Origin of the sequence: Enterobacter sp. ENT03, from assembly GCF_019218745.1 — a bacterium.
Lineage (GTDB): Bacteria > Pseudomonadota > Gammaproteobacteria > Enterobacterales > Enterobacteriaceae > Enterobacter_D.
The window spans coordinates 1-22,718 of record NZ_JAHUXA010000008.1 but is presented as its reverse complement, the minus strand read 5'-3'; the positions used below and the strand labels follow the sequence as shown (position 1 = coordinate 22,718).

General features: G+C 54.7%; 21 protein-coding genes. 10 read left to right on the top strand and 11 right to left on the bottom strand.

Features of this window, described 5'->3' with window-relative positions:
* The 7 genes from ftsQ to mutT all read left to right on the top strand — a co-directional run bounded on the left by ftsQ (nucleotide 1) and on the right by mutT (nucleotide 8,332).
* The gene (gene ftsQ, locus KW828_RS12035; RefSeq protein WP_218336574.1) at nucleotides 1–834 is read left to right on the top strand and encodes a cell division protein FtsQ; all 834 of its coding nucleotides are present in this window, start codon (nucleotides 1–3) and stop codon (nucleotides 832–834) included.
* The gene (gene ftsA / locus KW828_RS12030; RefSeq protein ID WP_072570610.1) at nucleotides 831–2,087 is read left to right on the top strand and encodes a cell division protein FtsA; all 1,257 of its coding nucleotides are present in this window, start codon (nucleotides 831–833) and stop codon (nucleotides 2,085–2,087) included. The genes ftsQ and ftsA overlap by 4 nt, the downstream gene beginning before the upstream one ends.
* Before the next feature lie 62 nt (nucleotides 2,088–2,149).
* Nucleotides 2,150–3,301, top strand: a complete 1,152-nt coding sequence (gene ftsZ / locus KW828_RS12025) for a cell division protein FtsZ (protein WP_088220811.1) — start codon at nucleotides 2,150–2,152, stop codon at nucleotides 3,299–3,301.
* Nucleotides 3,302–3,401: 100 nt separating this feature from the next.
* Nucleotides 3,402–4,319 carry a UDP-3-O-acyl-N-acetylglucosamine deacetylase gene (gene lpxC, locus KW828_RS12020; protein ID WP_129361820.1) on the top strand — a complete coding sequence of 306 codons (918 nt, stop codon included), beginning with the start codon at nucleotides 3,402–3,404 and terminating at the stop codon, nucleotides 4,317–4,319.
* A gap of 289 nt (nucleotides 4,320–4,608) precedes the next feature.
* The gene (gene secM / locus KW828_RS12015) at nucleotides 4,609–5,112 is read left to right on the top strand and encodes a secA translation cis-regulator SecM (RefSeq protein WP_218336573.1); all 504 of its coding nucleotides are present in this window, start codon (nucleotides 4,609–4,611) and stop codon (nucleotides 5,110–5,112) included.
* A 61-nt stretch (nucleotides 5,113–5,173) separates the two neighbouring features.
* Complete coding sequence (secA, locus tag KW828_RS12010; protein ID WP_218336572.1) at nucleotides 5,174–7,879, top strand: preprotein translocase subunit SecA; 2,706 nt, start codon at nucleotides 5,174–5,176, stop codon at nucleotides 7,877–7,879.
* A 60-nt stretch (nucleotides 7,880–7,939) separates the two neighbouring features.
* Complete coding sequence (gene mutT, locus KW828_RS12005; RefSeq protein WP_218336571.1) at nucleotides 7,940–8,332, top strand: 8-oxo-dGTP diphosphatase MutT; 393 nt, start codon at nucleotides 7,940–7,942, stop codon at nucleotides 8,330–8,332.
* On the opposite strand, the gene yacG is transcribed toward mutT, so the two are convergent.
* From yacG to coaE, 3 genes are read right to left on the bottom strand one after another with little or no spacing between them, the layout of a single operon-like run.
* The gene (gene yacG, locus KW828_RS12000) at nucleotides 8,329–8,523 is read right to left on the bottom strand and encodes a DNA gyrase inhibitor YacG (RefSeq protein ID WP_218336570.1); all 195 of its coding nucleotides are present in this window, start codon (nucleotides 8,521–8,523) and stop codon (nucleotides 8,329–8,331) included. The genes mutT and yacG overlap by 4 nt on opposite strands.
* A 9-nt stretch (nucleotides 8,524–8,532) precedes the next feature.
* Nucleotides 8,533–9,276, bottom strand: a complete 744-nt coding sequence (zapD, locus tag KW828_RS11995) for a cell division protein ZapD (protein ID WP_218336569.1) — start codon at nucleotides 9,274–9,276, stop codon at nucleotides 8,533–8,535.
* On the bottom strand, nucleotides 9,276–9,896 hold the full coding sequence (gene coaE, locus KW828_RS11990; protein WP_218336568.1) for a dephospho-CoA kinase: 621 nt from the start codon (nucleotides 9,894–9,896) through the stop codon (nucleotides 9,276–9,278). Before coaE ends, zapD begins: the two co-directional genes overlap by 1 nt.
* A 258-nt stretch (nucleotides 9,897–10,154) precedes the next feature.
* Between coaE and KW828_RS11985 the strand changes: the two genes are divergently transcribed.
* A complete protein-coding gene (locus KW828_RS11985; RefSeq protein ID WP_218336567.1) occupies nucleotides 10,155–11,198 on the top strand; it encodes a GMP reductase in 1,044 nt (347 codons plus the stop codon).
* Between the two features lie 32 nt (nucleotides 11,199–11,230).
* Here the strand turns inward: KW828_RS11985 and hofC are convergent, their stop codons facing one another.
* From hofC to nadC, 4 genes are all read right to left on the bottom strand, one after another.
* Complete coding sequence (gene hofC / locus KW828_RS11980; protein ID WP_218336566.1) at nucleotides 11,231–12,433, bottom strand: protein transport protein HofC; 1,203 nt, start codon at nucleotides 12,431–12,433, stop codon at nucleotides 11,231–11,233.
* The gene (gspE, locus tag KW828_RS11975; RefSeq protein ID WP_218336565.1) at nucleotides 12,423–13,808 is read right to left on the bottom strand and encodes a type II secretion system protein GspE; all 1,386 of its coding nucleotides are present in this window, start codon (nucleotides 13,806–13,808) and stop codon (nucleotides 12,423–12,425) included. Before gspE ends, hofC begins: the two co-directional genes overlap by 11 nt.
* Nucleotides 13,805–14,254: a prepilin peptidase-dependent pilin gene (gene ppdD, locus KW828_RS11970; protein ID WP_218336564.1), complete on the bottom strand. Its 450-nt coding sequence runs from the start codon at nucleotides 14,252–14,254 to the stop codon at nucleotides 13,805–13,807. Before ppdD ends, gspE begins: the two co-directional genes overlap by 4 nt.
* Before the next feature lie 177 nt (nucleotides 14,255–14,431).
* Nucleotides 14,432–15,325, bottom strand: coding sequence for a carboxylating nicotinate-nucleotide diphosphorylase (gene nadC / locus KW828_RS11965; protein ID WP_218336563.1), 894 nt, complete (start codon nucleotides 15,323–15,325; stop codon nucleotides 14,432–14,434).
* An 88-nt stretch (nucleotides 15,326–15,413) separates the two neighbouring features.
* Here nadC and ampD point away from each other — a divergent pair, with 88 nt between their 5' ends.
* Both ampD and ampE read left to right on the top strand, forming a co-directional pair.
* Nucleotides 15,414–15,977: a 1,6-anhydro-N-acetylmuramyl-L-alanine amidase AmpD gene (gene ampD, locus KW828_RS11960; protein ID WP_218336562.1), complete on the top strand. Its 564-nt coding sequence runs from the start codon at nucleotides 15,414–15,416 to the stop codon at nucleotides 15,975–15,977.
* Nucleotides 15,974–16,828, top strand: coding sequence for a beta-lactamase regulator AmpE (gene ampE, locus KW828_RS11955; RefSeq protein ID WP_218336561.1), 855 nt, complete (start codon nucleotides 15,974–15,976; stop codon nucleotides 16,826–16,828). The genes ampD and ampE overlap by 4 nt, the downstream gene beginning before the upstream one ends.
* A gap of 47 nt (nucleotides 16,829–16,875) precedes the next feature.
* Here the strand turns inward: ampE and KW828_RS11950 are convergent, their stop codons facing one another.
* The 4 genes from KW828_RS11950 to KW828_RS11935 all read right to left on the bottom strand — a co-directional run bounded on the left by KW828_RS11950 (nucleotide 16,876) and on the right by KW828_RS11935 (nucleotide 22,448).
* Nucleotides 16,876–18,429 carry a glycoside hydrolase 43 family protein gene (locus tag KW828_RS11950; protein ID WP_218336560.1) on the bottom strand — a complete coding sequence of 518 codons (1,554 nt, stop codon included), beginning with the start codon at nucleotides 18,427–18,429 and terminating at the stop codon, nucleotides 16,876–16,878.
* A complete protein-coding gene (locus KW828_RS11945; protein ID WP_218336559.1) occupies nucleotides 18,422–19,879 on the bottom strand; it encodes a glycoside-pentoside-hexuronide (GPH):cation symporter in 1,458 nt (485 codons plus the stop codon). Before KW828_RS11945 ends, KW828_RS11950 begins: the two co-directional genes overlap by 8 nt.
* A gap of 213 nt (nucleotides 19,880–20,092) precedes the next feature.
* Nucleotides 20,093–21,043, bottom strand: a complete 951-nt coding sequence (locus KW828_RS11940) for a family 43 glycosylhydrolase (RefSeq protein ID WP_218336558.1) — start codon at nucleotides 21,041–21,043, stop codon at nucleotides 20,093–20,095.
* Between the two features lie 10 nt (nucleotides 21,044–21,053).
* Nucleotides 21,054–22,448, bottom strand: coding sequence for a glycoside-pentoside-hexuronide (GPH):cation symporter (locus KW828_RS11935; protein ID WP_218336557.1), 1,395 nt, complete (start codon nucleotides 22,446–22,448; stop codon nucleotides 21,054–21,056).
* Nucleotides 22,449–22,718 lie beyond the last annotated feature (270 nt).

The window sequence follows — 22,718 nt, the reverse complement described above, 5'->3', positions numbered from 1 at the left end:
ATGTCGCAGGCGGCACTGAACACGCGCAACCAGAGTGAAGAAGAGGTTATCTCTTCACGGCGGAATAATGGAACGCGACTGGCAGGGATTATTTTCCTGCTTACGGTGCTGTGTACCGTGTTGGTAAGCGGTTGGATGGTTCTTGGTTGGATGGATGATGCGCAGCGTTTACCCCTCTCCAGACTCGTGGTGACAGGGGAACGGCATTTCACGCGTAACGATGATATTCGTCAGTCCATACTGGCGCTGGGATCGCCTGGCACCTTTATGACGCAGGACGTTAACATCATCCAGAGCCAGATCGAGCGTCTGCCGTGGATCAAGCAGGCGAGCGTTCGTAAGCAATGGCCTGATGAATTGAAGATTCATCTGGTTGAATACGTGCCAATAGCGCGGTGGAATGATCAGCACATGGTCGATGCCGATGGAAATTCGTTCAGCGTACCGGGCGATCGCGTCAGCAAAGAGGGATTGCCTCTGCTGTACGGTCCTGAAGGGAGCGAAAACGAAGTCCTGCAGGGCTACCGTGATATGGGCAAAGAGCTCGCGAAGGATAAGTTCACGTTGAAGGAGGCGGCCATGACCGCGCGGCGCTCCTGGCAACTGACGTTGAACAACGATATTAAGCTCAATCTTGGGCGGGGCGATACGATGAAACGCCTGTCCCGCTTTGTTGAACTGTACCCGGTGCTTTTGCAGCAGGCGCAGACCGAAGGTAAAGAGATTAGCTACGTTGACTTGCGCTATGACTCAGGCGCGGCGGTCGGATGGAAACCGGCTCCCATTGAGGATCCTAATCAGCAACAGAATCAGGCACAGGCAGAGCAACAATGATCAAGGCGACGGACAGAAAACTGGTAGTTGGACTGGAGATTGGCACCGCAAAGGTTGCCGCTTTAGTAGGGGAAGTTCTGCCCGACGGTATGATCAATATCATTGGTGTGGGCAGCTGCCCGTCCCGTGGTATGGATAAAGGTGGGGTTAATGACCTGGAGTCCGTGGTTAAATGCGTGCAGCGTGCCATTGACCAGGCAGAATTAATGGCAGACTGCCAGATTTCGTCAGTGTACCTGGCGCTCTCTGGTAAACACATCAGCTGCCAGAATGAAATTGGTATGGTACCGATTTCAGAAGAAGAAGTGACGCAGGAAGACGTTGAAAACGTCGTGCATACTGCCAAATCTGTGCGCGTACGGGACGAGCACCGTGTCCTGCATGTCATTCCGCAGGAGTACGCCATTGATTACCAGGAAGGGATCAAGAACCCGGTGGGGCTGTCTGGCGTACGTATGCAGGCAAAAGTGCACTTGATCACATGTCACAACGATATGGCGAAAAACATTGTTAAAGCCGTTGAACGTTGTGGCCTGAAAGTTGACCAACTGATCTTTGCCGGACTGGCATCCAGTTATTCTGTGTTGACTGAAGATGAACGTGAACTGGGTGTCTGCGTTGTCGACGTTGGCGGTGGTACAATGGATATTGCCGTCTATACCGGTGGGGCGTTACGTCACACAAAAGTGATCCCTTATGCAGGGAACGTCGTCACCAGCGATATCGCGTATGCCTTCGGTACGCCGCCGAGCGATGCCGAAGCGATCAAAGTGCGCCATGGCTGCGCGCTCGGCTCCATCGTCGGTAAAGATGAGAGCGTGGAAGTACCCAGCGTAGGCGGTCGTCCGCCACGCAGCCTGCAGCGTCAGACGCTGGCAGAAGTGATTGAGCCACGGTACACCGAACTGCTCAATCTGGTAAACGAAGAGATTTTACAGTTGCAGGAGCAGCTTCGTCAGCAGGGTGTGAAACATCATCTGGCGGCGGGGATTGTGTTGACAGGCGGTGCCGCGCAGATCGAAGGCTTAGCCGCCTGCGCACAGCGCGTGTTCCATACGCAGGTGCGTATTGGGGCGCCGCTGAATATTACCGGACTTACGGATTATGCCCAGGAGCCGTATTATTCCACGGCGGTTGGGTTGCTTCATTACGGGAAAGAGTCCCATTTGAGTGGTGAAGCAGAAGTGGAAAAACGTGTGTCAGTCGGCTCGTGGATCAAACGACTCAACAGCTGGCTGCGAAAAGAGTTTTAATTTTTTCAGAGACCGGAGAATATTAGCGGTCTCAGGCGACAGGCACAAAACGGAGAGAAATTATGTTTGAACCTATGGAACTGACCAACGACGCGGTGATTAAAGTCATCGGCGTCGGTGGTGGCGGCGGTAACGCCGTCGAACACATGGTGCGCGAGCGCATCGAAGGTGTGGAATTCTTCGCGGTGAATACCGACGCGCAAGCGTTGCGTAAAACGGCGGTGGGTCAAACCATTCAGATTGGCGGCGGCATCACTAAAGGTCTGGGCGCAGGCGCTAACCCGGAAGTCGGCCGCAATGCGGCAGAAGAAGATCGTGAAGCACTGCGTGCGGCGCTCGATGGCGCAGACATGGTGTTTATCGCAGCGGGCATGGGCGGCGGTACCGGTACCGGTGCAGCGCCAGTGGTGGCTGAAGTAGCAAAAGATTTGGGTATTCTGACCGTTGCTGTCGTGACCAAGCCTTTCAATTTCGAAGGCAAGAAGCGTATGGCATTCGCGGAGCAGGGTATCACCGAGCTGTCCAAGCATGTGGACTCGCTGATCACCATTCCTAACGACAAACTGCTGAAAGTGCTGGGGCGCGGTATCTCCCTGCTGGATGCGTTTGGCGCGGCGAATGACGTATTAAAAGGCGCCGTGCAGGGTATCGCTGAACTGATCACCCGTCCGGGTCTGATGAACGTTGACTTTGCAGACGTGCGCACCGTGATGTCCGAAATGGGCTATGCGATGATGGGCTCTGGCGTGGCCAGTGGCGAAGATCGTGCAGAAGAAGCGGCAGAAATGGCGATCTCCAGCCCGCTGCTGGAAGACATCGACCTGTCTGGAGCACGTGGCGTGCTGGTTAACATCACCGCTGGCTTCGACCTGCGTCTGGATGAATTCGAAACCGTAGGTAACACCATTCGTGCCTTCGCTTCCGATAACGCGACCGTGGTAATTGGTACGTCGCTTGATCCAGAAATGAACGACGAGCTGCGCGTGACTGTTGTCGCGACCGGTATCGGCATGGATAAGCGTCCTGAAATCACCCTGGTGACCAACAAACAAACGCAGCAACCGGTTCTGGATCGCTACCAGCAGCACGGTATGGCACCGCTGACTCAGGAACAAAAACCGGCAGCAAAAGTGGTTAACGACAATACGCCGCAGACCACGAAAGAGCCGGATTATCTGGATATCCCGGCGTTTCTGCGCAAGCAGGCCGATTAAGAATTGGCTGGAAGTTGGGCATCTCCGCTCTTTGTGCTAAACTGGCCCACCGGTTGTGTAGTACAATCTGGTTGGATAGGTAATTAGGCGAGATAATACGATGATCAAACAAAGGACTCTTAAACGTATCGTTCAGGCGACTGGCGTCGGTTTACATACCGGCAAGAAAGTCACACTGACGCTACGCCCTGCGCCGGCAAACACCGGGGTCATCTATCGTCGCACTGACTTGAATCCACCGGTAGATTTCCCGGCCGATGCCAAATCTGTGCGTGATACCATGCTCTGTACTTGCCTGGTGAACGAGCATGACGTACGTATTTCTACCGTAGAGCACCTTAACGCCGCGCTGGCGGGGCTGGGTATCGACAACATTATGATTGAAGTCGACGCGCCAGAAATCCCGATCATGGACGGCAGTGCTGCTCCGTTCGTTTACCTGCTGCTTGATGCCGGTATCGACGAACTGAACTGCGCGAAGAAATTCGTTCGCATTAAAGAGACGGTTCGCGTCGAAGATGGCGATAAATGGGCTGAATTTAAACCGTACAATGGTTTCTCGTTGGACTTTACCATCGACTTCAACCATCCGGCGATTGACTCCAGCAACCAGCGCTATGCGATGAACTTCTCTGCCGATGCGTTCATGCGTCAGATTAGCCGTGCACGTACCTTCGGTTTTATGCGTGATATCGAATATCTGCAGTCCCGCGGTTTGTGCCTGGGCGGTAGTTTCGATTGTGCCATCGTCGTTGACGATTATCGCGTACTGAACGAAGACGGTCTGCGTTTTGAAGACGAATTCGTACGTCATAAAATGCTGGATGCGATTGGCGACCTGTTCATGTGTGGTCACAATATCATCGGTGCATTTACCGCGTACAAATCCGGTCATGCGCTGAACAACAAACTGTTGCAGGCAGTCCTGGCAAAACAGGAAGCCTGGGAATATGTGACGTTCCAGGACGAGGCAGAAATGCCGCTGGCGTTCAAAGCACCGACAATGGTTCTGGCTTAACAGCCCACACCATTATTAAAATTCGACTGGTTAACCTGGCACTCTCTCCGGTCAGGGGCGCCAGTCGTTTTTGTTTTTAACTGCCGGTTTTCGATGCTTCTTCCTGTCTGCCGTGTGCTATATCTACTTCAGCATTTTTCCTGGTGCGTTCGCCGCTTTCTTAAGCAGATTTACGCCGTCCATCTCCTCATTACTGCTGTCGTATCCCGGCATTAGTGGTAATATTTGGGCGCACAAAAACCAATACACAATAAACCTGTGCAGGTTTGCATCAATTCAGGTGAGGTAAGTGAGCGGATTACTGACGCGCTGGCGACAATTTGGCAGACGCTACTTCTGGCCGCATCTCTTGTTAGGGATGGTCGCGGCGAGTCTCGGCCTCCCCACGCTCAATAATAATGCTGACGCGACTCAACCTGCAAAAACCGCCGCCAGTAATCACGATCGCCTCAACCCGGTAAACTTCACCAGCCTCGCGTTGCTGGAAGCAAATCGTCGTCCCAGTTTTACCGTCGATTACTGGCATCAGCACGCCATCCGCACCGTTATCCGCCATCTCTCATTTGCGATGGCACCTCAGGCGCTTTCTGTCGCGGAAGAACCGTTACCCATTGAAGCGCATCATCGCGCGCTGCTGGATACGCTGAATGCTTTACTGACCCAGGAGAGAAAACCTCCGGTCATCGTTCGTCAGTACGTCACTGCCTCATCTTTCTCCCCGGCGGCATTTACCGTCTCTGCCTGGCTAAGCCAGGTGCAGGGGATCCGCGCTGGACCTCAACGCCTCAGCTGATCTTTTCTGGTATTTTCCTTTTTTAGTAGACTCCGCGAAGCGGGGCGTTTGAGATTTTATTATGCTAATCAAATTATTAACAAAAGTTTTTGGTAGTCGTAACGACCGTACCCTGCGCCGTATGCGCAAAGTAGTGGGTGTGATTAACAGCATGGAACCGGCAATGGAAAAGCTCACCGATGATGAGCTGAAAGCCAAAACCGGTGAATTCCGTGCGCGTCTGGAAAAGGGTGAGACCGTTGAAAGCCTGATCCCGGAAGCCTTTGCGGTAGTACGTGAAGCGAGTAAACGTGTATTCGGTATGCGTCACTTTGACGTGCAGTTGCTGGGCGGTATGGTGCTCAATGAACGCTGCATCGCAGAAATGCGTACCGGTGAAGGTAAAACCCTGACCGCAACCCTGCCGGCTTACCTGAACGCTCTGAGCGGTAAAGGCGTGCACGTGGTTACCGTCAACGACTATCTGGCGCAGCGTGATGCTGAAAACAACCGTCCGCTGTTTGAGTTCCTCGGTCTGACGGTAGGCATCAACCTGCCCAATATGCCAGCGCCAGCGAAGCGCGAAGCTTATGCCGCTGACATCACCTACGGCACCAACAACGAATACGGCTTCGACTACCTGCGCGATAACATGGCATTCAGTCCAGAAGAACGCGTGCAGCGTAAACTGCACTACGCGCTGGTGGATGAGGTGGACTCCATCCTTATCGATGAAGCCCGTACGCCGCTTATCATCTCCGGCCCGGCTGAAGACAGCTCCGAGATGTACATGCGCGTGAATAAAATCATTCCAAATCTGATCCGCCAGGAAAAAGAAGACTCCGACACCTTCCAGGGTGAAGGGCACTTCTCGGTGGATGAGAAATCCCGCCAGGTAAACATCACTGAGCGCGGTCTGGTGCTGGTGGAAGAACTGCTGGTAAAAGAAGGCATTATGGAAGAGGGTGAGTCGCTGTACTCTCCGGCGAACATCATGCTGATGCACCACGTTACCGCTGCGCTGCGTGCGCACGTGCTCTTTACCCGCGACGTTGACTACATCGTCAAAGACGGCGAAGTCATCATCGTTGATGAGCACACCGGTCGTACCATGCAGGGCCGTCGCTGGTCCGATGGTCTGCACCAGGCGGTAGAAGCTAAAGAAGGCGTGCAAATCCAGAACGAAAACCAGACGCTGGCGTCCATCACCTTCCAGAACTATTTCCGTCTGTATGAAAAACTGGCCGGTATGACCGGTACCGCTGACACCGAAGCCTTTGAATTTAGCTCCATTTATAAGCTGGATACCGTGGTGGTGCCGACCAACCGTCCGATGATCCGTAAAGATATGCCGGATCTGGTCTACATGACCGAAGCGGAAAAAATTCAGGCTATTATCGAAGACATTAAAGAGCGTACCGCGAACGGCCAGCCAGTGCTGGTGGGTACCATCTCTATCGAAAAATCAGAAGTGGTATCCCACGAGCTGGAAAAAGCCGGTATCAAGCACAACGTGCTGAACGCCAAATTCCACGCCAACGAAGCCGCTATCGTCGCGCAGGCCGGTTATCCGTCAGCAGTGACCATCGCCACTAACATGGCGGGTCGTGGTACGGATATTGTGCTGGGCGGTAGCTGGCAGGCAGAGCTTGCCGAGCTGGAAGATCCAACGCCAGAGCAGATCGCGCAGCTTAAAGCCGACTGGCAGGTGCGTCACGATGCCGTACTGGCGTCCGGTGGCTTGCACATCATTGGTACTGAGCGTCACGAATCCCGTCGTATCGATAACCAGCTGCGTGGCCGTTCTGGTCGTCAGGGTGATGCGGGTTCTTCTCGTTTCTACCTGTCGATGGAAGATGCGCTGATGCGTATTTTTGCCTCTGACCGTGTGTCGGGCATGATGCGTAAACTGGGGATGAAGCCGGGCGAAGCTATCGAACACCCATGGGTGACCAAAGCCATTGCCAACGCTCAGCGTAAAGTGGAAAGCCGTAACTTCGATATTCGTAAGCAGCTGCTGGAATATGATGATGTGGCGAACGATCAGCGTCGTGCGATTTACTCCCAACGTAACGAACTGCTGGATGTGTCCGACGTAAGCGAAACCATCAACAGCATCCGCGAAGATGTCTTCAAGGCAACCATTGATGCGCACATTCCACCGCAGTCGCTGGAAGAAATGTGGGACATCCCGGGTCTGCAGGAACGTCTGAAAAACGACTTCGATCTTGATTTGCCGATTGGCGAGTGGCTGGATAAAGAGCCAGAGCTGCACGAGGAGACCCTGCGTGAGCGTATTCTGACTCAGGCGATTGAAGTCTATAAACGCAAAGAAGAAATCGTCGGCACCGAGATGATGCGCCACTTCGAAAAAGGCGTGATGCTGCAAACGCTGGATTCCCTGTGGAAAGAGCATCTGGCAGCGATGGATTACCTGCGTCAGGGCATCCACCTGCGCGGATACGCGCAGAAAGATCCGAAGCAGGAATACAAACGCGAATCCTTCGCCATGTTTGCGGCGATGCTGGAATCACTGAAGTATGAAGTGATCAGCACCCTGAGCAAGGTGCAGGTGCGCGAGCCGGAAGAAGTGGAAGAGATGGAGCAGCAGCGTCGTCAGGAAGCTGAACGTCTGGCGCAGATGCAACAGCTCAGCCATCAGACCGACGAAGCAGAAGCTGCAGAAGCGCTGGCTGCCCAGACCGGCGAACGCAAAGTGGGCCGAAACGATCCCTGCCCGTGCGGTTCCGGCAAGAAATTCAAACAGTGTCATGGCCGTCTGAACTGATCCGGTAACGACCACCACAAAAGGCGCAGATAACTGCGCCTTTTTTATGGAGCGAACTTAATGAAAGTACTGCATATTTCAGCGGGCATTATCCGCAACGCGCAGGGCGAAATCTTTATTACTCAACGTGCCGCCGACGCGCATATGGCGAACAAAAAAGAGTTTCCCGGCGGTAAGATCGAAGCGGGAGAAACGCCGGAACAGGCGCTGGTGCGCGAGCTGGAAGAGGAAGTCGGGATCGTTGTTACCAGCGCGCAGCTGTACGAGCGACTGGAGTACAGCTACCCGGAACTGCATATCACGTTGTGGTTCTATCTGGTCGAAGGCTGGGAAGGCGAACCCTGGGGCAGAGAAGGTCAGCCGGGCGGCTGGATTGCGCAGCAGGCGCTGAATGCAGACGATTTCCCGCCCGCAAATGCCCCTATTGTCGCCCGGTTACACCAGGAGCCTTAAAGCTTCTCTTCACTCCAGTCATCGCTGTCATTAAGCTCGCCGGCACTCGGAATGCGTTTTTCTTCCGCCGCCCACTCACCGAGATCAATCAGCTGGCAGCGCTTCGAACAAAACGGGCGAAACGGACTGACGTCGCCCCAGACAACTTTTTTCCCGCAGGTCGGGCAGTTTACAATCATGACTTCAGACATATCAGTTCCTTAACAGCAAGCCAGTTCAAAATCCAGACGTTCAGGGATGACGCCATTCTCGCTGTCCAGTGGCAGAAAGCGAATGGCGAAGCGGCTTTTATGGCCGGAAATTTGTGGATAGAGTGCATCCGCCAGGGCGATATGCAGACGCAGTAAATCGGCATCATCGCCGTTATCCTGGTAAAAACCATGCAGGCTGGTCTGCTTACGGAATGGCGCGGAATTACGGACTAAATCGAGGATCAGGGTTAACGTCTGGGTCAAAGGTTGCAGACTATTAAGCCAGATGCTGACCTGCTCGTCCCGCTGCGACTGAGGCAGATGCAGCCACAGGTGCAGCGTCGGCAAATCAAAGCTACAGCAGCCGCCAGGAATGCTCAGGCGCTGGCGTACCAGACCAATCAGCTTATCTTCCCGCAGTAACTGACCAATGCGCGGGGCAGACATCAGCAGTGTGCTGCACTGGCGAAGCTGTTCACTCAGGGCGGCGATCCGCTCCTGATCCACGCCCGGTACTTCAATCCAGGCTTTCAGCTTACGCTGCTGGCGCTCCAGCTCTTTCAATAATTCTGTGCGCACTTCACCGCGCTCGAACACATCCAGCAGATCGCCGATATTACGGAAAAAATGCAGCGCATCGGTTGAATCGGCGATAGGTAAACGGCATGACAGCTGCTGGATCAAAAATTCAATGCGCAACCAGGTGCGCATTTTCTCGTTAAGCGGGTGTTCAAAGAGGACGTGGGTGTGCATTAAGGTTTTTCCTGTGAAACGGCCTGCGCGGCGTAGCGTAGGTACGCGGTATGCAGGCGGGCAACATCCGATGCCACAGCATCTGGTGCGCCATTATTGTCAATAACATCATCAGCGACGGCCAGGCGTGCTTCTCGCGTCGCTTGTGCGGCGAGAATATGTTCGGCATGTTCGCGTGTTACGCCATCGCGCTGCATGGTGCGAGAGAGTTGTATTTCCGGCGAGACATCCACCACCAGCACCCGATCGGCTTTGGTATGTAACTGATTTTCGACCAATAACGGAACGACCCATAAGACGTAAGGCGATGTCGCCTGCGCAATCTGGCGCTGGGTTTCCTGGTGAATTAACGGATGCAGTAATGCGTTAAGCCAGGCTTTGTCTGCCGGGGAGGAAAAAATGCGTTCGCGCAGTACGCGACGATTTAACGTCCCGTCGGCGTTAATCACTGTGCTGCCGAAGTAGTTGCCAATGGCGGCCAGGGCCGGCGTACCCGGCTCAACGACCTGGCGGGCGATAACATCAGCGTCTACAACGTTAACCCCACAGCGGGAGAAAGCGTTTGCAACAGTGGTTTTGCCACTGCCAATACCCCCGGTTAAGGCGACCGTATACCCCATAACGCAACATCCCAAAATGGTCAGCCAGACGACCGGTCAATTTATTTTGTTCGTAAATCAATCGGTTGTAATTTGTACAGAAAACGGCGAGTCAGATGCGGCGAAACAGGCCAGTTTTCCAGGTAAATTTATAGGATTGTAGCGTAAAAAAAGAGAATTTCGCAGTCTTGCGCAGACCTATTTAGTGCGTATGATAGCGTCACTGGAGTTGTGTGTTTGACAGTTTGCTTTTATCGCCATTAACCCCAGGACCCCTACATGCGTATCGAAGAAGATTTGAAGTTAGGTTTCAAAGACGTCCTTATCCGCCCTAAACGTTCTACCCTCAAAAGCCGTTCCGATGTTGAACTGGGACGCGAGTTCACCTTTAAGCATTCAGGTATGGCCTGGTCTGGCGTGCCGATTATTGCCGCCAATATGGATACCGTCGGCACTTTCGCGATGGCAAAAGCACTGGCTTCATTCGACATTCTGACGGCAGTACATAAACACTATTCCGTGGCCGACTGGCAGGCATTCGCTGAGCGTGAATCCGATGCAGTGTTAAAACACGTAATGGTGTCCACCGGCACCTCTGATGCGGATTTCGACAAAACCCGTCAGATCCTTGCCCTGAATCCAGCCCTGAACTTTATTTGCATTGATGTGGCAAATGGTTACTCCGAACATTTCTCGCAGTTTGTGACCAAAGCGCGCGAAGCATGGCCGAATAAAACCATCTGCGCAGGTAACGTAGTGACCGGCGAAATGTGTGAAGAGCTGATCCTCTGCGGCGCGGATATCGTCAAAGTAGGTATTGGCCCAGGTTCCGTCTGTACCACCCGTGTGAAAACTGGTGTGGGCTATCCACAGCTGTCTGCGGTGATCGAGTGTGCTGATGCAGCGCATGGTCTGGGCGGTCAAATCGTCAGCGACGGCGGCTGCACTGTACCGGGTGACGTGGCGAAAGCCTTCGGTGGCGGCGCAGATTTCGTGATGCTCGGCGGTATGCTGGCGGGCCATGATGAAAGCGGCGGCACTGTAGTGGATGAAAACGGCGAGAAATTCATGCTGTTTTACGGCATGAGCTCTGAGTCCGCGATGAATCGTCATGTTGGCGGCGTAGCAGGCTACCGTGCAGCCGAAGGTAAAACCGTGAAGCTTCCGCTGCGTGGCCCGGTTGAATACACCGCGCGTGATATTCTCGGCGGCCTGCGTTCTGCCTGCACCTACGTGGGCGCGTCCCGTCTGAAAGAGCTGACCAAGCGCACCACGTTTATCCGCGTGGCGGAGCAAGAGAACCGCGTCTTCAACAGCCTCTGATGCGGCTGCTGGCGCGGTTCGCTGCGCCAGCCTTATCCCATCCCGCTCATCGCATCCCCCAGATGGAACACCGGCAGATACATCGCCACCACCAGCGTACCAATAATTAATCCCGTCACGATCAGCATGATCGGCTCCAGCAATGCGGCCAGGTTATCCGCCAGATGCTGCGTCTTTTCACTGTGATAGCGGGCCAGATCCCCCAGCATGGTATCCAGCGCCCCTGACGCTTCGCCGGTTCTCACCAGCTGTACGCAGAGCGGGGTAAATTCGCGGCTGTTTTTCAGCGCCTGCCATATCGGCGTTCCCTGAGTGATCTCCTGATGCACGTTATGCAGTACGTCCCGCCAGTACGGGCAGGGCAGCGTGTTTTCCACACTTTCCAGCCCCTGCAAAAAGGCGATACCGGCGTTTTGCGTCAGTGCGAGTACGGTAAAAATCTGACTGAGCTTTTGCCCACGCAGTAGGGCACCGACCACCGGACAGCGCAGCAACAAGCGTTGACGATAGCGTAACCAGCCCGGCTTTTTACGCAGTCTGCACAGCGCGAGCAGTATCACGATGAAAAGTATCAGCACCGCCGCACCGCACTGATGTATCACGTCTGCCATGGCCATCACGCCGCGCGTTAACGCTGGCAGCGGCGCGTTAAAGGTGCGGTAGATGGCAGCGAACTCCGGCAGCACCAGATAGACCATCGCCAGCACAATCAGCACCGCCAGCGATAACACAATCAATGGATAACGCAGGGCTTTTTTAACCTTCGCCGCCAGTAGCCGCTGCGCTTTTTGCTGGTCCGCCAGTTCAAAACAACAGCTATCGAGTTTACCCGTCAGCTCGCCGGTGTGGATCAGGGCAACGTACAGCGGGGGGAACGCCTGTGGCCACTGCTGTATCGCTGCCGAAAAGGGCGTGCCCTGTTCCAGTTCCTCCGCCATATGTTGCAGCAGTGCCTGCCATTGGGGGCGCGGATGCTGTCCGGCTAAAAGCCGTAACGCCTCCGGCAGCGTCAGCCCCGCCTGCAACAGCGTGGCTAACTGGCGGATCAGCTCCATGCTTTGCGTTCCTCGCCAGACATGGGGGCGCACCGGGCAGCGTCTGAGCTGTAAGAGATGGACAGTGCGGCGTTGTAATGTCATTGCCACGCTGACGCGATCTTCACCCCACAGCAACCCCTCCTGCAGATCCCCCGCCTGATCCAGTCCGCGCCACTGCCACAGCGTGTTAATCGGCATGGGGAATACCCAGTACCCGCAGCAGCTCTTCCTGGGTGGTCAGTCCTTGTTCGACGGCCAGACAGCCGCTCTCGAACAGCGTGGTCATACCCGCCTCGCGTGCTTTGCATTGAATATCACTGGCTGTCGCACCGGCGGCGATAGCCTGCCGCAGTGCCTTATTCATCGGCAGCACTTCAAACAGCGCGATTCTGCCGTAAAAACCGTGATAGCACTGATCGCAGCCGGTGGATTGCCACTGTGGCAACGGGCTCGGCCATAGCGATGCCGGGATCAGCGTGTCGCTCTGCGTTTTTGTCCGGCAGTGGGGGCAGAGTTTGCGCACCAGCCTTTGCGCCACCACCAGCGATAACGCGGAGGCGAGCATCCACGGTGCCACGCCCATTTGCTGAATGCGCGTCAGGGTTTCGCTGGTGGAGTTGGTGTGCAGCGTCGACAGCACCAGATGTCCGGTCTGCGACGCTTTAATGGCGATCTCCGCGGTTTCGCCATCGCGGATCTCACCCACCATCACAATATCCGGATCCTGCCGCAGCAATGCGCGCAGTACGCTCTGAAAGCTCAGGCCCGCACGCGGATTGATCTGCGTCTGGTTAAGCCCCGCCAGCGGGATCTCAATGGGATCTTCCACGCTGCAAATGTTCACCTCAACGTGATTGCGCGTTTGCAGGGCGCTGTAGAGCGTCACCGTTTTGCCGCTGCCGGTTGGCCCGGTCACCAGCAGTAATCCCTGGGGTTTGCTGAGGGCGGTCTGAAACTGTGCCAGCTGATCCGGCAGCATGCCGAGCTGTGACAGATCCAGCGCCTGATTGACCTGATGCAGCAGACGCAGAACGACTTTTTCACCGTAGCGGCAGGGCAGAGTAGCAATGCGAAAGGAGATGGCTTTGCCACCGAGCGTCACGGTGAATTGACCGTCCTGCGGCAGGCGGCGCTCAGCGATGTCCAGATTGCCCAGCACTTTCAGACGCGCCACGAGGGTTTTCGCCATTGCCGGTGACACCAGTGGTAGTGCGTGCAACACGCCGTCCACCCGTAAACGGATACGAAAATCACTGTCGCCCGGCTCAAAGTGAATATCTGATGCCCGTAGCGTTAATGCCTGTTGCAGGGTGTGATCGAGAAAGGCTGTCGCCGTGGCGCTGTCCTGCGGCACCGCAGCCAGTTGCGGGGCAGAGAGACGTTGCCGGTATTTTTCCATCTCCTCCGGCGTCCAGCATGCGATGTCGATACGCTTTTGGGTGGCGAAGCGCAGCGCGGCCAGCAGATCTGCCGGGGCATCGCCCGGCACGGCGATGCGGATCCGCGCTTCGTCAATCTCCAGTAGCAGCGCGTTGTGGCGCTGACACAGGCCGATTAGCTGTTCCTGTTTCATTTCGCCCCCTGTTCACCGCTAAAGCGAAACACCTCTTCGCAGGCCTGCTTGAGCGCGCCATCGTCCTGCACGGTGCACAGCCGATCCCAGCCCGTCATGCCGCTGCTGTTATTCCACTGTGGCGTGAGGGTAACGCCAAGCCCGGTCAGGCTTTCCTGGCCGGTGAGCGCCACCACCCCTTTTGCCACGCTCATGGCGGAGACGTAGCGCGTAGTGGTGGGTGAGGGAATGCCATTGCTGCCCCCGTCGCAGACCGCCACGCCGCCATGATCGAGGGCGCAAAGTTCAATCGCTGTCCGGTAGGGGATGAAGGTTTGCAGCATGTCCGTTAACGCCGCTTTGCGCAGGTAATTCTGATAGGCAGGAATGCTGATGGCGCTGAGGATGGAAATGATGCCGATAACCACCATTAACTCAATTAAGGTAAATCCTTTTTGCGTGTACATAGTGTGAGCTCCTTGATGACCTGGAGCGACTGTGGCAGTAACGGCGGGGCGGTGCGAGGGGATAAAATTCGTCTGAGAAGACGGCTTCAGAAGATGTTGTACTTGTTGCAAAAGCCGACACGGTTAATGCGAGCGGCTACGGAAAATTGCCCGGCGGGTCGCGCCGGGCAAACAGTCTCAGCGGAAACGCATCGACAGATCCAGCGCCTGTACATGCTTAGTCAGCGCCCCCACCGAGATGTAATCCACGCCGGTGTCGGCAAATTCGCGGATCGTTTCTGCGGTGACATTACCGGACACTTCCAGTCGCGCCTGGCCGTTGGCGCGTTTTACCGCTTCGCGCATTTGATCGGTGTCGAAGTTGTCGAGCATGATGATGTCGGCACCCGCTTTCAGCGCGTCATCCAGCTCTTCCAGGGTTTCGACTTCCACTTCCACCGGCACGTCAGGGTGCAGCCAGAAGGCCTTTTCCACGGCCTGACGCACGCTGCCCGCAGCGATAATGTGATTCTCTTTGATCAAAAACGCATCCGACAGCCCAAGGCGATGGTTCGCGCCGCCGCCGCACAGGACGGCATATTTCAGCGCTGTGCGCAGCCCCGGCAGGGTTTTGCGCGTGTCCAGCAGCTGCGTTTTGGTGCCTGCCAGTAGCGCCACGTAGCGGCTGACCACGCTGGCGACGCCGGAGAGCGTTTGCACAAAGTTAAGCGCCGTGCGCTCGCCGGTCAGCAGTACGCGGGAAGGACCGTCCAGTTCAAACAGCGGTTGATTCGCAGTGATGGCATCGCCATCGGCGACGTGCCATGTCAGGGTCACATCGTCGCCAGCCAGCTGAATAAACACTTCTTCAACCCAGCGTTTGCCGCAGAAAATGCCGTCTTCACGGGTGATCACTACCGCATGAGCACGGTCGTCTGCGGGCAGCAATTGTGCGGTAATATCATTGTTCGCATCCACCTCACCACCGAGATCTTCCCGCAGCGCAAGCGCCACGGCAGCAGGGATGTCGAGGTTGATACGTTCTAACAGCGCGTCACGTCGATGGTCGGGGTTGTAGCGGCGAGGCGGCATGATAAAACTCCAAAAAGGGGAACGAATCAAAAGATTGAAACATGCTACTCTGAACCGTGTATCAGCACCATATCTTAGGAGATCCTGCATGCTGTTAAACAAGGGCTGGCTGGTGGATGCGCGTCATGTGCCTTCGCCGCACCATGATTGCCGCCCGGACGATGAGACCCCCTCGTTACTGGTTGTGCATAATATTAGTCTGCCGCCCGGACAATTTGGCGGGCCATGGATTGATGCGCTGTTCACCGGTACGCTGGATCCGCAAGCCGATCCTTTCTTCGCGGAGATTGCCCACCTGCGGGTGTCGGCGCACTGCCTGATCCGTCGCGATGGCGAAATTGTGCAATATGTTCCTTTTGATAAACGCGCCTGGCATGCGGGCGTTTCATGCTATGCGGGCCGTGAGCGGTGCAATGATTTTTCGATTGGCATTGAGCTTGAGGGAACGGATACCATCCCCTATACCGAGGCGCAATATCAGCAGCTGGCGGCCGTGACGCGAACGTTGATCGGGCTTTATCCGGCGATTGCTGACAATATAACCGGGCACAGCGATATTGCACCTGAGCGTAAAACCGATCCCGGCCCGGCTTTTGACTGGGCGACATTTCGTGCTCTGGTCACCCCCTCGTCAGATAAGGAGATGACATGACGTTGTTTACCATGCTGTTGGTTTTGATTGCCGAGCGTCTGTTTAAACTCGGCGAGCACTGGCAGCTCGATCACCGCCTTGAAGTGCTGTTCCGCCGTATCCGCCATTTTTCCATGCTCCACACGCTGGGAATGACCGCGCTGGCGATGCTGGCGACGTTTCTGGTATTACGCGCCCTCTATGGCCTGTTTTTCAACGTGCCGCTGCTGGTGGTGTGGATCATGCTCGGGCTGTTGTGTATCGGCGCGGGCAAGGTGCGATTGCACTACCATGCCTATCTGAAAGCCGCCGCCCGCGGCGATGCCCATGCGCGTGATGCGATGGCCAGCGAACTGACCATGATCCATGGCGTGCCGCCAGACTGCGATGAGCGCGAGTTTTTGCGCGAACTGCAAAACGCTCTGCTGTGGATTAACTTCCGCTTTTACCTCGCGCCGCTGTTCTGGTTTATCGTCGGCGGTACCTGGGGGCCGGTGACGCTGGTGGGATATGCGTTTTTACGCGCCTGGCAGTCATGGCTGGCGCGTTATATGACGCCACCGCAGCGCCATCAGTCAGGCATCGATGCCATTCTGCATGTGCTGGACTGGATCCCGGCGCGGCTGGTAGGCGTGGTGTATGCGCTGATTGGTCATGGTGAAAAGGCGCTTCCGGCCTGGTTTGCGTCACTTTCCGATCGCCATACGTCGCAGTATCAGGTGTTAACGCGACTGGCGCAGTATTCGCTGGCGCGTGAGCCGCATCTGGACCGCGTCGAAACGCCAAAAGTAGCGGTGTCGATGGCGAAGAAAACGTCGTTTGTGGTAGTCGTTGTGGTGGCGCTGCTGACGATTTACGGGACGCTGGTGTAAGCCTCCTGGTCGATAAACAAGCCAGCGCCATAGCGCTGGCTTGTTTATCACTTTATCTCAACGTGAAAATGCGAGTAGTACGCCTTCCCTGCAGGATCGCCACTCGAGCGGGACGCGGCAAAGATGCCTAATTTCGCGCCCACCCATTTGCCTTTTCCGGCGGCGAAATGCGGGGTTACCTCATGCCATTCTGCGCCGTTGCCACTGTAGCTGAACCAGCAAAGTCCGCCCGCCGCAACCTTGACGCGAAGCCACAGTGGAGTCGTGGTCGGCCAGTCGGTAATATCACGTTGTTGCTGATGCAAAATCCCTGAGTCACTCATCCAGGCGCTGTGAAGAATCAATATTAGCTGACCGGCACGCTGTTCAAGCGCCAGGGTGGCATAACGTTCGCCATACACTATCAGACCGCTCATCTCGCCCTGCTGCTGAAGCCCAGCATTCAGGCATGTTGTGGCGCTAAATTCCCGGGCCGGAAACTTTTGCAGTAACAGATTCGGCTGAGCATACAATGCCAGTCTGCCCTGGTATTCAGGCATCGGTACACAACTGAGGGTAAGGTGACCTTCCGCTGTTTGCTGTAACCAGTGTGGTTGAGGGTGCGCCTGCCATTGCCATTGCAACCCCGGACGGCCTTCAGGAAAGTCATCGCTGGTTTGCGGGCACTGAAAACCCTGCGGGTGCTGCGCCACCGACGGCAGGACATGTTCCATAGCTGGTTGACCAATGCCTTGCGCATTGTGTTCGACACCCAGACGTGGCCAGTCATCTTCTTGCCAGTGCATCGGCTGTAAGTGAACAATTCGCCCATAGAGATCGGCATCCTGAAAATGTACAAACCAGCACTCGCCATTTTCCAGTTCGACGTAGCCCCCCTGATGCGGACCATTGACGCTCGTTTTCCCCTGCTGTAAAAGGACGCGCGCTTCCCAGGGGCCGCTAAGGTTGCGGGCGCGTAACACTGCCTGCCAGCCCGTTTCTACTCCGCCTGCCGGGGCAAAGATGTAATACCAGTCGTTACGTTTGGTGAACTTCGGGCCTTCGAGCGTCGGCTGATCCAGCGCCCCGTCGTAAATAATTTGTCCTTCGTCCAGAAGTGAGCGTCCATCCGGTGACATCTCCACAAGCTGCAACTGATGTTTTTTACCGCTGCGACTGTGCGCGAAAGCATGTACCAGCCAGGCACGCCCGTCGGCATCCCACAGTGGGCAGGGATCGATCCAGCCCTGCGCCTTTTTCAGGCAGTGGGGCGTGCTCCACTGACCGCGAGGATCGTCGGTAAACGACATAAATATTCCTTCGTCCGGTGTACTGAAAAAGACCCAGAATTTACCGTTATGGTAGCGGATTGAAGGTGCCCAGACGCCCTTACCCGGCTGAACGGTATCGTAAGTGGAATTATCAAAGTTTGAAAAGACATGATTAATGATCTGCCAGTTAACCAAATCGCGCGAATGCAGCACGGGTAACGCGGGAAAATGATTAAAGCTGGATGACACCATATAAAAATCGCTACCGACATGAACAATATCGGGATCGGAATAATCAGCATGGATCACGGGATTACAATAATAACCTGGACGAGCAGCGTAATCAGGCATGATGGTTTCCTCCGTTCGCAGTTAAAGGTTGGGGGGTACTGCCAGTAGTTACCGGAGAATGTTCATCTGCCGTCTCATTTATATCATTTTGGCGCTGCGCTAAATCGTACTGGATTTGGCTCATCATTTTATCATCAAGTTTATAAAAATAGGCCAGGCCGTAAAGGATCAGATAAGAGAGAGAAGGACCGATAGTTAATAAGCCGATAATGCCATGCGTTGCCAGCGATGTTTGGGTAGGAACTCCCGCCTGATAGCCAAACCAGCCCAACGAAAAACCAACAAATGCACCCGCGACCGCCATGCCCATTTTAAGCGCAAATAAGTTTCCGGAAAAAGACAGGCCTGTAATACGGCGACCAAATTTCCATTCGCCATAATCAGCAGCATTAGCCATCATATTCCATTTGAAAGGTTGATACATTTGATGGAAAAAACCGACCAGGAAATAGAGTGGGAACACGACTACCAGCCAGTTCGGCGGAATGAAGAACATCACTACGCCAATCAACACCAGAAGAAGGTTAATATTTTTAAACAGTGAGACTGCACGATAACGCTGGGCCAAATATCCCGCCACAATACTGCCGATAATCGTGCCCACGACGCTTGTGGAGACAAAAGCGGATTTCATCGCCGTTCCCGCCGCGCTCTCCACGCCGCCGAGCATCAGGTACGTGGCATAATAGAGCGTGGCTGCGCTGCGCATCACGCCTGCCATGCTAGAGAAAAAGGTGATGATAGCCACGATGCGCCATTGATCGTTTGCCAGCAGAATGCGCAAGTCTTCCATTACGCTGCCGTTGTTTTCTGTGCCGGGCCGGATGCGCTCTGAAGTGCTAAAGAAGCAGTAAAAAAGCATGATGACGGCGAGGGTTCCCATAATTGCCATAGTGGCCTGAAAGCCAAACTGTTTATTTTCTTTACCAAGCCAGTCAACTAAAAATAATGTGGCGACCGAGACGACTAATCCGGCCAGGGAAGAAATGGTAAAGCGGTAAGATTGCGCAGACAGGCGGTCTTTTTCATCGGCGGTAATTACACCGCCCAGCGCACAATAGGGAATATTGATAAAGGTGTAGCAGAGCATCAGTAAGGTGTAAGTAATATAGGCGTAGAGTAATTTTCCTGATTGACCGAAATCAGGTGTGGTGAAAGTCAATACCGCCAGAACCGCATAAGGAATGGCAAACCAAATTAACCATGGGCGAAAATGCCCCCATCGTGTACGGACCCGATCGGCAACCAGACCGGTTAATGGGTCGGTAACAGCGTCCAGAATACGTGTTACCAGAAACATTACTCCAACCGCTGCGGCAGAAAGTCCATAAATGTCAGTATAAAAATAAGTTAAGAACATTGTGACGGAAGAATATACGATACCGCAGGCAGCATCGCCCATGCCGAAGCCAATTTTCTCGGCGACGGATAATTTCCTGACTGTGTTCAATTTTTTTCTCCAGACAGTAGTGTGTATATTTTTTACTGTATGGACTGGGCATTTGTTTCGCTATTATGATATTTATCTTGGTTGTTATGTTTTTAACCAATTGAGAAGGTTGTCACATAACTTTGTGGTAATTGGTCTGACATGATTGGGGGTGGTTTTACAGCTGTTATACCAGAGTGAAAAGCCCTTCAGAGAAGGGCCTGAAGCGTTGTGTTACCGTGTATCCGCCGGTGGCACCCCAAAGTCCGGCATGCCGTCCTCTTTCCACTGGATCACTTTCAGACGCGTATGACGATTCGGATCGTAGAGCGGATCGCCCTCGATCTCCGTGTAGTTGCGCGCATGGTAAACCAGCACGTCTTCGCCTTCCGGCGTTTGTGTAAAGCTGTTATGCCCCGGCCCGTACTGGCGATTTTTATCGCTGGTCACAAACACCGGCTGCGGCGATTTATGCCAGTTTTGCGGGTTCAGCGGGTCGGCATGAATATCGATCCACAGCAGGCCAAGACAGTAGTTCTCATCGGTGGCGCTGGCGGAATAACTGACAAATAACCGATCGCCGTGGAACAGCACCGCCGGACCTTCGTTGACCTTAAAGCCGCGGCATTCCCAGTCAAACTCCGGTTTGCTTAACATCACCGGCCTGCCCTTAATCGTCCAGGGATTTTCCAGCTCTGCCAGATACAGGTTCGAGTTGCCGTCAATGGCCGGATCTTTTTGCGCCCACAGATACCACTGTTTGCCCTGATGGTTAAACGTGGTCGCATCCAGACAGAAAGAGTCCAACTGCGTTTTTATCTGCCCTTTTTCCGTCCAGTGGCCGGTCAGCGGATCGGCGTCGGCGCACTCCAGCACGAACATGCGGTGCTGGAACATATTTAGTGCATCCAGATCGTGAGTGTGTGTGGCAGCAAAGTAGAGATACCACTTGCCGTCAAGATGATGCAGCTCCGGCGCCCAGATGAGCTGGCTCATCGGGCCGCTGGCGGGTTTATGCCACACCACCGTCGCAGGTGCCTCGCGTAATCCTTCGAGCGTGCTGGCGCGGCGGATTTCCAGCCGATCGTATTCCGGTACTGAGGCGACAAAGTAGTAAGCATTATCGTGGTGCAGAATAAAGGGATCGGCGCGCTGTTCGATAAAGGGATTAGGCCACGTGTTCATCAGGCTTTCCTTATGGTTTAACCGGGTGATGTGAAGCCGTCTCGCTCAGTTCCCGATAGTTAGCGCGACGTTTTTCCAGATCGCTCTGGATCTGTTTCATGGTTTCACGGTCGACTTTTAACAGACGTACCACGCCCGCGGTGATCAAATAGCCCACGCCCGGAATGACGCTGAACAGCAGCACGATGCCGTTGATGGCGCTCGGGCTTTGCGCTTTCGCGCCCGCGTCGTAGCCATACCAGGAGAGCAGGAAGCCGACCATCGCTCCCGCCACCGCCAGACCCACTTTCAGGAAGAACAGATTACCGGAGAAGCTGATGCCGGTAATGCGTTTACCGGTTTTCCACTCGCCGTAATCATCCACGTCCGCCATCAGCGACCAGTGCAGCGGAGAGGGGATTTGATGAATGATATTGAGCAGGAAATAGAGCACCACGATAAGCGTGGTCGCCTGCGGATCGAGGAAGTAGAAGCCGCCAGAGAAAATCGCCAGCACGATGTTAGTCCAGAAGAAGACCTGCAATTTACACCAGCGGTCGGTCAGCACTTTGGCCAGCATGCTGCCGATCATCATGCCCACCACGCCGAGACTGATAAACAGCGTGGCGAAATGGGTGCTTTGTCCCATGACCCAGGTGACGTAGTACATGGTCGCCGCCATGCGGATGAAGCCAGGGCAGACGTTGCACAGCGTCAGCAGCAAAATGCGTACCCACTGGTCGTTTTTCCAGACGTCTTTAAAGTCTTTTTTCAGATCATCGTTGGTAGGGACGGCAGGCTTAACACGCTCGCGCACCGTCGCAAAGCAGTAGAGGAACATACACATGCCGATAAACGCCAGCACCGTCATCGCCATCTGGTAGCCTTTGGCTTTATCTTCGCCGCCAAACCACTCAGCCATAGGCAGCAGCGTCAGCGACAGCAGCAGGGTGGCGATCCCCACCATCACAAAACGGTAAGACTGGCAGGCCACGCGCTCTTTGGGATCGTTGGTGATAACGCTGCCGAGAGAGCAATAAGGGATGTTGATGGCGGTATAGGTCAGCGACAGCAGGAAGTAGGTGATGAAGGCATAGATAACTTTGCTGTTATAGGTCCAGTCCGGCGTGGTAAACATCAGCACGCTGAACACCGCATAAGGGACGGCAATCCATAACAGCCATGGACGAAATCGCCCATATTTGCTTTTGGTGCGATCCGCCAGCGCCCCCATGATCGGGTCAGTTACGGCGTCAATAACACGGATAGAGAGCAGCAACACGCCCACCAGCGCCGGGGCAAGACCAAATATGTCCGTATAGAAATAATTCACAAACAACATGATAGCGCCAAAGATGATATTACATCCGGCGTCGCCCATTCCGTAGCCGATCTTTTCTTTGACTGACAGTTTCGCGTTGTCCATCGACAATTCTCCCGTTGAGATATGGAGAGAATTATTCGCGCGCTATGGGGTTTTTGCGTTGCAGGTTTACGTCAAAGACATGGAGAAAACAGCTATTCGCGGGAAAGTGTGAACCAGGTAACAGGGAAAAACCCTCTCCCGGCGGGCTGAGGTATCCCCAGAAAAATGAAAGGCACGATGAAGTGTGATCTACTGGTTGCGCTAACAATACAGAAGAGACCTCATCGTGCCTTTACAGACAGTTTGCCACAAATTTTTCTCCTCGTCCTT